Annotated in this window: 10 protein-coding genes; 4 read left to right on the top strand and 6 right to left on the bottom strand. The window is 44.7% G+C overall.

Going from position 1 to position 9,008, the window contains the following annotated elements; translation table 11 throughout:
- Window positions 1–390: 390 nt before the first annotated feature.
- Window positions 391–1,914, top strand: a complete 1,524-nt coding sequence (locus QUB61_RS25210) for an RNA-guided endonuclease TnpB family protein (protein WP_333132843.1) — start codon at window positions 391–393, stop codon at window positions 1,912–1,914.
- A 1-nt stretch (window position 1,915) separates the two neighbouring features.
- On the opposite strand, the gene QUB61_RS25205 is transcribed toward QUB61_RS25210, so the two are convergent.
- The gene (locus QUB61_RS25205; RefSeq protein ID WP_333132844.1) at window positions 1,916–2,269 is read right to left on the bottom strand and encodes a translation initiation factor; all 354 of its coding nucleotides are present in this window, start codon (window positions 2,267–2,269) and stop codon (window positions 1,916–1,918) included.
- Window positions 2,270–2,377: 108 nt separating this feature from the next.
- On the bottom strand, window positions 2,378–2,881 hold the full coding sequence (locus QUB61_RS25200; RefSeq protein ID WP_333132845.1) for a hypothetical protein: 504 nt from the start codon (window positions 2,879–2,881) through the stop codon (window positions 2,378–2,380).
- Between the two features lie 388 nt (window positions 2,882–3,269).
- Between QUB61_RS25200 and QUB61_RS25195 the strand changes: the two genes are divergently transcribed.
- Complete coding sequence (locus tag QUB61_RS25195) at window positions 3,270–3,797, top strand: pentapeptide repeat-containing protein (protein WP_333132846.1); 528 nt, start codon at window positions 3,270–3,272, stop codon at window positions 3,795–3,797.
- 76 nt (window positions 3,798–3,873) lie between these two features.
- On the opposite strand, the gene QUB61_RS25190 is transcribed toward QUB61_RS25195, so the two are convergent.
- Window positions 3,874–3,996, bottom strand: coding sequence for a hypothetical protein (locus QUB61_RS25190; protein WP_006633228.1), 123 nt, complete (start codon window positions 3,994–3,996; stop codon window positions 3,874–3,876).
- A 20-nt stretch (window positions 3,997–4,016) separates the two neighbouring features.
- Between QUB61_RS25190 and QUB61_RS25185 the strand changes: the two genes are divergently transcribed.
- Together QUB61_RS25185 and QUB61_RS25180 are read left to right on the top strand one after the other, a co-directional pair.
- Window positions 4,017–4,628 (top strand): DNA-3-methyladenine glycosylase, encoded by a 612-nt coding sequence (locus QUB61_RS25185; protein WP_333132847.1) that lies wholly within the window; start codon window positions 4,017–4,019, stop codon window positions 4,626–4,628.
- Window positions 4,629–4,677: 49 nt separating this feature from the next.
- Window positions 4,678–4,977, top strand: coding sequence for a hypothetical protein (locus QUB61_RS25180; protein ID WP_333027404.1), 300 nt, complete (start codon window positions 4,678–4,680; stop codon window positions 4,975–4,977).
- A gap of 27 nt (window positions 4,978–5,004) precedes the next feature.
- Here the strand turns inward: QUB61_RS25180 and QUB61_RS25175 are convergent, their stop codons facing one another.
- From QUB61_RS25175 to QUB61_RS25165, 3 genes are read right to left on the bottom strand one after another with little or no spacing between them, the layout of a single operon-like run.
- Window positions 5,005–6,330 carry an O-antigen ligase family protein gene (locus QUB61_RS25175; protein ID WP_333132848.1) on the bottom strand — a complete coding sequence of 442 codons (1,326 nt, stop codon included), beginning with the start codon at window positions 6,328–6,330 and terminating at the stop codon, window positions 5,005–5,007.
- Window positions 6,330–8,003: a PEP-CTERM sorting domain-containing protein gene (locus QUB61_RS25170; protein ID WP_333132849.1), complete on the bottom strand. Its 1,674-nt coding sequence runs from the start codon at window positions 8,001–8,003 to the stop codon at window positions 6,330–6,332. Before QUB61_RS25170 ends, QUB61_RS25175 begins: the two co-directional genes overlap by 1 nt.
- A 49-nt stretch (window positions 8,004–8,052) precedes the next feature.
- Entirely contained in the window at window positions 8,053–8,727 is a 675-nt protein-coding gene (locus QUB61_RS25165) for a hypothetical protein (protein ID WP_333132850.1), read from the bottom strand.
- Between the last annotated feature and the right edge of the window lie 281 nt (window positions 8,728–9,008).

Here is a 9,008-nt window from a genome sequence, read left to right as displayed (position 1 = left end):
GCAATGTGCAAGATCATTTCAGGGCTATTGAAAGCCCACACTGTACCTGTACTCAGGTCAGTGCTGGGTAATTTACACTCCCCTCCACTCAAATAACTCCAATTGCTGGAACTCTCTTAGGGTTCCCAGGCTCACCCACCAACGCGGATGATTTTCCCTGTCTTCCAACAGGCTCCTCGGGCGTACTTTTATCAAATGCGCCGGAAAACCCCAACCTCAACGAAACCCAGAAACAGCGAAGCGCTTGGGGGAGTAAAGTAGGTTGGGGATGTAAGGCGAAAAAAGTAAGTCAAATCGCCAGTTAATGTAATGTAAACTTTTCGGGAGTTTTGCTCTACTTCACAGATTTTGTATTAAGAGATAAAGAGTCTACCAAAGATTGCATTGCCAATGGAAAAAGCTTACCGTTACCGATTTTACCCGACGCCCCAACAAGAAACCTTGTTGAGACGAACGGTAGGATGTGTGCGGTTAGTTTACAACCGAGCCGATTCACTCCGAACCGATGCTTTCTATCAAGAACAAAAGCGGATTGGCTACCAAGAAACATCTGGTGCTTTAACTCAATGGAAAAAGCAGGAAGATTTGCATTTTATCAAAGAAGTTTCATCGGTTCCATTGCAACAATCTTTGAGACATCTACAATCTGCATTCAGTTACTTCTTTGAAGGGAGAGCGAAATATCCCAACTTCAAGAAGCGCAATGGCGGTTCTGCAACCTTTACAAAGTCATCCTTTACCCTTAAAGAAGGTAAAGTATTTTTAGCAAAGTGCGACGAACCACTGAAGATTCGGTGGTCGCGTCAACTTCCTAGAAACTCTTACCCATCATCAATTACAGTTAAACTCACACCTTCGGGTAAATGGTTCATTTCCATTCTGTGTGACACAAAAATAATGCCCAAACCCACCTCAATCAAACAAATAGGAGTGGATTTGGGCATTGATGCGTTAGTAACAACCAGCGACGGGATGAAATTTCAAAATCCTAAGTCATTGAGGAAGGCGCATCAAAAACTCAGGCGATTAAATAAATCTTTGGCGCGGAAGCAGAAAGGTTCAAATAATCGCTATAAGGCACGGTTGAAATTAGCGAATTTTCTCGTGAAAATTGCTAACATCCGTAAGTATAAATTACACAAAATAACGTCTCAACTAATTACCGAACACCAAGTAATTGTAGCAGAAACGTTAAATGTGAAAGGGATGTTGAAGAATCACAAATTGGCTCAAGCAATTCATGATGCGAGTTGGGGAGAATTAATCCGCCAATTAGAGTACAAAGCCAATTGGTGTGGTCGGAGTTTTGTAAAAATTGACCGGTGGTTTCCCAGTTCAAAACGGTGTCATTGTTGTGGGCATATCATTGATAAATTGCCCTTAAAAATACGAGAATGGGATTGTCCTAAATGTAATACCAATCACGACCGAGATGAAAACGCCGGGAAGAATATTTTAGCCGCAGGACTTGCGGTGATAGCCTGTGGAGCAACTGTAAGACCAAACTCCTATAAGGATGGCGGCGGGTGCAATGAAGCAGGAAATAACAGTTGTGAGGCTGTAAAAACTCGGAAGCGATCCAAAAATTCTGAGGAATCCCCACCCTCAAAGACCAAGGCACGCAGTGCCAAGTATACGGGTGGGGAGGATGTCAACCTGTTTCCGAGGGACTCTCGGTACAGCATCCAAATAGATTCCCAGTCCATCAAGACCGCGCTGCAAAATAACTTTTGCAGCATCCACATCGGCATCCTCATGATGACCGCATTCTTCACAGATAAATTTTTCCCGATCTCGATTGCTGGGACTGACATACCATCTTTGCAGTTTTGTCCTTCTGCTGCTAGTCCTCCAGAAAAAAAACACCCCCGCAGGGGTGCTGTTGCTTACCAGGTAAATTTTCTAGCTAACTGACTTAACTAAACCCTTCCTCATCCGCCGGGTCGCCGTAGGGGTCTTCGCTCGCGGGCCTCACGTCGCCGTAGGATCCGGAGTCTGCCGGGTCGCCGTAGGGGTCTTCGCTGGCGGGCCTGACGTCGCCGTACTGTCCGGAGTCTGCCGGGTCGCCGTAGGGGTCTTCGCTGGCGGGACTCACGTCGCCGTACTGTCCGGAGTCTGCCGGGTCGCCGTAGGGGTCTTCGCTGGCGGGACTCACGTTGCCGTACTGTCCGGCATTTGAGGTATCTTGGTAATTGCCGTCAGCATCGCCTTGCTCGCCGTCCGATCCGACGATCGCATCTTTTATAATCCGCACAAACTCGTTTACCATGATAAAGTTCCTCTTTTTTATGTGTTGAAAAATGGCTGTTTTAGATTGGGAATCCCAGATTTAATTGAAAATCACGGCAGCGGCAATCTAAAATCTCAAGTGGTTACGCTACTGTGCGGGAACAGGACTTGTAGCTTCCGGCAAGCTAGTAAGGTCTCGACCGGTTTTTTGGTTGTTGTAGCCCTGGAATTCGCGGTAACGCGCTGCCTCGGACTCGGGAACTTTAATTCCTTCAGGCGGGGGCGTTACCCAGACCGCGCGATTCTGGGCATCGCGGTAGTAAACGCGACCGTTTTTGGAAAGGTAATGTTTTCCCTGCGCTCCCTTTTCTTGTTTATTTTTGTACTGATTGTAGATGTAGTAAAGGGCCGCTGCTCCTGCTAAAGTAATCCCTACTTTTTGAGCAGTGTTCAGTCCTTTTTTCGCTTGTGGCGAAGGAGTCGAGGCGCGATTAGTTTGCACTCCTCCAGCGCGAGTGTTGTCAACAGGAGGCGGAGGAGGCGAACTTTGCTGGCTGGAACCGCAAGCAGTGACAAAGGGAAAGGTAAGCAGCGTTGTCAGCAGCATTGCCATGAAGCGCGATCTTTTGGGTTCGGGGTAGACTTTATTCATTGCCGCTCCGAGTTCATTGGGATTGGAGGTGTGGTGTGTTTTGGCAGGGTTGAGGAACCTGAGCTGCTGCCAACAGTTTTGATAGTCAATTAATTTCTCAAACCAATTTTGACAACACAAATAGTTGCTGAGAACTGACAACAGCGCAGGTACGGTATTGCTTTTCTATTCAATCATGGTCCAATTTTTATAAAATTTCCTCCTTCTAGGGATATAAATATAATTTTTTTTAAGTCAGCCCGCAGGTATATGCACGCTGCACCCGGGCGGGTAAAAGTAAATTCCGCAATCTGGGCAAATTTTTGGGGAAATTCTGGAGAGACCGATCGCCCTACTGTAGCAATATATTAACCGCAAAACGAAGCTACGAAAGCTTTTCAGAACTTTTATGAAATTTAAAAATTTACTTACTGCTGCTTTGTCGATCGCAGTTATATTTACTGCGGTCAAGTATATACCTGCTGCAACTCAACAAAACCAAGTCAAGCAGTTACTGGAAACCAAGCAATGTCCAGAATGCAATTTCAGCAATGCCAACATGAAGGGACTTGACTTACAAGGATTTAACTTGCAGGGCGCGAACCTCGAAGGTGCTAATTTGTCTGGAGCAAAATTGGCAAATGCTAACCTAAAAAATGCTAACTTAAATAGAGCCAACCTGACCGGAGCTGATTTGGGCTGTAACGGCATTACTTTCAACCTTGAGGCTAATGAAAAAGAAGCAAATGTGGATTTTAATGTCAGTGCCGTTCCCGAAAAGAATAACCCAGAAAATGCAGTAGTTGGTTTCAACATGAAAGCAACAGACCGGGGAGCCACAATGCGTTTCAATCTGCCGGGATGCGCTGGCTTGGAGAATGCTAGCTTGCAGGAAACTAAAATGCCAGATGGCAAAATTCATCCTCAGTCAGAGTAGCAAATACTTTTTAAATCGAAACAAAACCGCCGCCTGACTGACAGCGGTTTTTTAAGCAACTAACTGCCGCCTCAAATTAGTGAGCAGAACCGTTGCCGTGATACTTGTCAGTATCGTAGAATCCGTTTTTTGTACCGAAGAACAGACAGCAAACGGTGAAAACTGCTGTCAAGACTGCTAAAACTAACTTAACGTCCATAATTTACCTGCTGTTGTTGAGTGAGTGGAAATACTCAAATTGTAGAATCTTTTTGGCTGGCGCGGCCATCTACCAGCGTAGCGCCGGATTTGCTGGGCTGTACTCTAGTGCGGCAGTTTCCTGACGGCGAGACGATTCGGGGAATTATTGTCGAAACCGAAGCTTACGGCCCAGGAGACCCCGCTTGTCACGCTTACCGGCAGCGAACTCGTCGCAATGAGGTGATGTTCGGGCCTGCGGGTATGAGCTACGTTTACTTAATCTACGGGATGTATCACTGTTTTAATGTGGTGACGGATGCAGAGGGAGTTGCTAGTGCTGTGCTGATTCGAGCTTTGCAGTTAGATGCGCCTCCCAAAGAATTCGCTGGAATTCCCGAGAAGAAGCGATCGCGCCTCGCCGCCGGGCCTGGGAAACTGTGTAAGGTGCTGGAGATCGATCGAACTTTAAGCGGTTTTCCCTTAGGTTGGGCCCAACCGCTGCGGTTGGAACACCGGAGCGAGCACTTTCAGCAAGCTGTGGAGGAGGGTACAATAAATTTTGTGCAAACTACGCGGATCGGGATTTCTCAAGGAATTGATTTGTCTTGGCGCTGGTATGTAGGGAACTCTAAGGCTGTGTCACAACTCTAGTAATGTCAAAGGTATCAGTGTAAATTTTGTCGCTTATCTTAGTGAAATTATGGCTTACTCTTCTGAAAACCCGATCGTACAACTCAAAAAATGCCTAACCCTGGTTCAGGATGTTAGCACTCACACCGAAGCCAACCGGGCCTTCGAGCAATTGTGCGGGATTATCGATGCTGAAAACCCAATGGCGGCGCAACTTTTGGAGATGCTGTGGGAAGAAGCAATTATGGCGAGGCGATCGGCTTTATTTTGGCAGCAAATGAGCGATGTTGAGAAAGATATGGCTAATAGAATGATGGAAAATATGACGCAGATGCGGCAGAATTATTTGCGGCTGATGCAGGAAATGTAGGATTGGGTAATGGGGAATGGGTAATTGCTAATTGGTAATTGGTAATTGCCCAGACTCCGACCGGAAACGAGAGAAACGACTAACAGAAGCAGATTTAACTGCGGTGAGACTCATCGTCCACCAAGCAATATGTGCGTATTGAGCGCAGTCAAACCAAGAGAAAGTAAAAATGAAATAAGCAATAGCAACCGCTTCAATACCGCGGCTAGACGAATTCAGCGCTAAACATACATAATATCCCCAAAGTGCTAGGCCAGCCAGCAGCCCTAAGATGCCAACTGATAGGGTTGTATCCAGAATCCAATTGTGAGCTTTGTAAGTAGGGATTTCTCTAGTGCTGATTTCACGTTTTATGTTAATATAATCGTAAGTAAACTCGTCTAAATTTACAACTATCGGAGTTACTTGAGGATTTCTGATGTAGGGATAGGCAATGCCGAAACCGTCAAATCCCCATCCAAATAGCGGGCGTTTTTTGATGCCACGCGCTGAGAGTGTCCACATGGGCGATCGGCTAGACATGATTTGTGCGATCGAAGGTTTGCTCCAATCTAGCGGTCTGGTGACAGTCATGATGCCAATAGCAATTACACCCATAAGAGCAATGCCTGCAACGATTTTGTAATATTTGCCTCTGAGCAAATAGGCACTAGCCACCATCAGAGCTAAAATAGCACTTCGGGTAGAAGTTAGCAGCAGCGCGGGAACAGTTAAAATTAAAGTAAGTGCAGTTAATTTAGTTGCGGTAAATCTCCCAAACCAACCCACAATAGCAGTAATTGCTATTAATGTTAAAACTATGGCTGCGTGGCCGCGATGGGAGTACAATCCTATTGGTTGCTGTCCTTGAAAAATGCTGCTGGCATTAACATCAGCTCGGATAATTTGCCCCATTGTGGCCGTGTAGTCGATCCGCCAGTCGATGATTTGGGGGAATATACTAAGAGAAAGGATCGTGCTGCCAATTAGCAGTCCTTGGAATTGGGAATTAATGAGTTGCGGGTGTACGATTAGGAGCAGGCTGTTGCTGAGGGTGAAGGCGGCGATTAACAGCCAGTAGAGCCAGCCGTCTCCCATTTGATCTTGACCGAAGAAAGAGGTTAAGGGGAAAGGACTTTGTAGAGTCGAGATAGCTCCGATTGAGATAAAAATTGTCCACATTATTAGGGAGATTTTCCATTGTCGGGGGATGGTTAGGGCTTTTTTTTGTTCCGACAAGAGGGCGAGATTGACTCCTACTATTAGCCAAATAACGAACACTTTGGGGGAAGTCCAGATGAGGCCCCGGCTGCTTCCCCAGGGGTTGATAAGGATGATACTGAGGGCAAACAGGATGGTGTAGAGGGTTTTCATTACTCTTTGGTTTTCCGATTCTTGAATTTTTTGATTATTCCCAATCCGCCCACTGCTAATAATGTTCCTAGTACTGTTGTCGGTTCTGGGACATTTTCAGCATCATCTGCGGAAATTGCACGCATTTTGAAACTTCCCTCCCGTTCGTTGAAGGCTAGTTGAATGGGAAATGCTGTTTCGGCTGTTGAGCCAAATAATGAGTTAATGCCTGTAATTTTGAAGTTAGAAATCCCGTGACCGAGTAATGAAACAAAGTCTATGCTAGAACCAGGGCCAAATGTTCCAAGCAAGACGTTTCCGACTGTGACGGCAAATTCGGTGTCTTCTCCTACTGGGAAGTCAAGTATTTCTGTAAATAATGTGTCTTCTAGTGATTGGAATTCAAAGCCGTAGGTGGTGTAAGGGTCATACCATCGGCAACCTGGTACTTTGCTGAAGGTTTGCCAGCCGTTTTGTACGCTTGTTGGAAGTATGGGGTTTTGTTGAGTCAAACCTCGCATTTCTTTGCCGAACCCGCCTCCACCGCTGTTGCCATTGCTAAAGGTTGGTGATTCTCCATCTTCGTAAACGTTGACAAAAAGCTCGTAGTTGCCTTTGTCTTGTCCGCGAGCACCTCCATTAGCTGCTTGAACTGCTAGGTTGAGGGTGCCGCTATTGCCTACAGTACCAGTTAACCCGGAGGCGAAGCCATTTCCTACTGGGCTGCTATTGTCATCGTATAAACGGCGAGAACCTGGGCTAGATGTGCTTAAGTATGTGTTGGGATTGCATCGATTTGAGGGGAGGTCGTTGTTTGTCCAGGCTGTATATTTTGAACCTGGGGTGAGTTGGTCTAGCTTGTAAGTGTCTGTTTGATAGCCGGAGGCTAGGGTGCCGGAAAATGTTTTTGAGGTTTTAGCCGGAGTAAATTTGTTTTTCCATCCCCATTTAATACCGTTGTAAATTGTGACTTCTTGAGGCTTATTATCTGGATATTTTACCTCCGCAAGGTAGAGTTCAGCAAACCATTCATGATCTTTTGTGATGGCATTTCTAGTTGGGATATCCTTGAAGTAATCTTCTCTCGTTAGATTAAGCAAATAACCAATCGTGTCATAGAATGGATCTAACTGCCCAATGCTTGGAATGTCAATTTTGTTATCCATAGTTCCATATCCTAGGTCTTCGGTTCCTCCCCCCAATCTAGGTATTATGGCATGATTATTAACTACCCTTTGAATCCAATGGAGTTTGTGTTTTTCCGTAGGCTGTAGGTTTTTACTCCCGGGACAATTAGCAATAAGCTTTGGATTTACAGTTGTTACACTGAGTTGTTGACTGGGTTTGGGATCGTTATCAGCCGGACAGTAAAAAAGCTCAAACATAGCTCCCACTATGTCAGATTCACCCAACGCGCTCTTGTTAATAGGGTTATAATTCAGAATCTCGAAGTTACCTGAGAGCTCATCTATTGTAAAATTCCAGGTTCCCTTATCTTTGGTAAATTCTTTCAAAACGTTCATAAATTCAGAATCATTTTTGGGAGGCTCTAGTTTAGACAATGGCATTAGCATTATTTGGTTTTTACCACCTGCTACTTCGTACTCTAATCTTGGAAGTTCGGATGGTATACCCTTAATTTTAAAAGCAAATACTGATTGCTTCCCAATTGTTAGTAGGTAATTAATCGCCAATAAAAATATCGCTTTTCGATTCTGCATTTTTTTAGTTGCTATATACAGTTTATGAAGGAACTATGTAAACTTCTACAAACGGAGTAATTGCCTCACCTGTCCACACACCTTTTAGCGTTCTGCCATAAATACTACCTCCAACGTCATAAACTTCTGCTGTTTCACTTTTTGGGGAATAAGCTAACCGAAGCTGATATGTACCAGGCTTGAGGTCGGAAAAAGAAAGTACATGGCCAGGTCGGTCCTCCAGGTCTATTTGAAGGGTGTTATTCCTCCAGAGAAGCCTTCCGTTTATAAAGAATGTCACGCTTCGACCTGGTATCACTATCGGAAAATCACATTCTCGGCTAGGGAAAGTGGCATCTGCACCACCACCGCGCTCTAGCAATTGACCATCAGATCCTGCAAGTTGAGGAATAAAAAAGTTACTAAAACGAAGAGGGATTGAAGTATAGTTAGAGTTGATAATCCTCAGACCAACATATACAGGAGTATAAGCGTCAGGTTGTTTTTTGGGGATGGTCAATACAGGCTGTGGGATTATAATTTCAAAGCGGATACCACCTACTTCAACGGCATTGCTGTCAGTCGATGTCTGAGATGTCATGTTAACGACCCTGGCAATTCCACCATCTTCATGAGCTGTCACTTTTATGACTACATTGCTCAGTACCATTGCCACACAAAAGACTAAAGTTAATAAAAATATAAACCAATGTTTCATTTGCCTACCTGACGCAATTTGCACTTTAAACAACGCGCATCTCCGACAATAGTCCATCGGCTTACAAAAAAGCTGTTGCCTAAGTTGCTAATTACTTGATCGTATCCTTTAGGATAGAGCAATTCGGTATTTACGAAGACTTTATTATTTTAAGAGGGTTAAATTTAATAAATCTAGAAGTTTTCACTTATATCAAAAGTAGTAGCTCGCCTTAAAATCGGCGATTTGGTTATCTAAAATACAGAAAAGTAGCTATTAATGTCCTTCATGTAGTAGGATGT

Source organism: Microcoleus sp. C2D2 (assembly GCF_036702495.1).
In the GTDB taxonomy this organism is placed as follows: Bacteria; Cyanobacteriota; Cyanobacteriia; order Cyanobacteriales; family Microcoleaceae; genus Microcoleus.
This window is presented reverse-complemented; position numbering and strand designations above follow the sequence as displayed.